The sequence below is a fragment of the Paenibacillus sp. P4_A9 genome (assembly GCF_056402415.1).
In genome coordinates this window covers 1-622 of record NZ_JBFUHL010000241.1, presented here as the reverse complement: position 1 = coordinate 622, position 622 = coordinate 1, and the positions used below count along the sequence as shown (strand labels likewise).

Annotated in this window: 4 tRNA genes and 1 rRNA gene; all 5 read left to right on the top strand. The window is 50.3% G+C overall.

Going from position 1 to position 622, the window contains the following annotated elements:
* The first annotated feature begins 75 nt into the window (after positions 1 to 75).
* The 5 genes from rrf to AC1DVJ_RS31245 all read left to right on the top strand — a co-directional run bounded on the left by rrf (position 76) and on the right by AC1DVJ_RS31245 (position 598).
* Positions 76 to 192: ribosomal RNA gene (rrf, locus tag AC1DVJ_RS31265) — 5S ribosomal RNA — on the top strand.
* A 48-nt stretch (positions 193 to 240) separates the two neighbouring features.
* Positions 241 to 315, top strand: a tRNA-Glu gene (locus AC1DVJ_RS31260).
* A gap of 15 nt (positions 316 to 330) precedes the next feature.
* A tRNA-Val gene (locus AC1DVJ_RS31255) sits at positions 331 to 406 on the top strand.
* A 16-nt stretch (positions 407 to 422) separates the two neighbouring features.
* Positions 423 to 499: transfer RNA gene (locus AC1DVJ_RS31250), tRNA-Asp, on the top strand.
* A gap of 23 nt (positions 500 to 522) precedes the next feature.
* Positions 523 to 598 (top strand) — tRNA-Phe (locus AC1DVJ_RS31245).
* The last annotated feature ends 24 nt before the right edge of the window (positions 599 to 622 follow it).

The window sequence follows — 622 nt, the reverse complement described above, 5'->3', positions numbered from 1 at the left end:
CCAAAATTCCTAAGAATATTTCTTTACGTGAAGTTTCGTATCTAGTTTTCAAGGCGCAAACAAACGCTTTGACTGTTTGGTGATGATGGCGGAGGGGACCCACGCGTTCCCATCTCGAACACGACCGTTAAGCCCTCCAGCGTCGATGGTACTTGAACCGCAGGGTTCTGGGAGAGTAGAACGTTGCCAAGCAGTTACCCCTAGTGGGTATTTTTTTTGCCGAAGCCTCGGCGAATTCTAGGCCCGTTGGTCAAGTGGTTAAGACACCTCCCTTTCACGGAGGTAACAGGGGTTCGAGTCCCCTACGGGTCACCATTTTTTCACATGTTTGAACGCTTAGCTCAGCTGGGAGAGCACTACCTTGACAGGGTAGGGGTCGGCGGTTCGATCCCGTCAGCGTTCACCATATAAGAATTTAGCATGGAGCTGTGGTGTAGTGGCCTAACATGCCTGCCTGTCACGCAGGAGACCGCGGGTTCGAATCCCGTCAGCTCCGCCATTATTATTACAAAAAACAAGTTAGGCTTTGTAGCTCAGTCGGTAGAGCAGAGGACTGAAAATCCTCGTGTCGGCGGTTCGATTCCGTCCAAAGCCACCATTTCTTAATTAAATATGCCGTTGT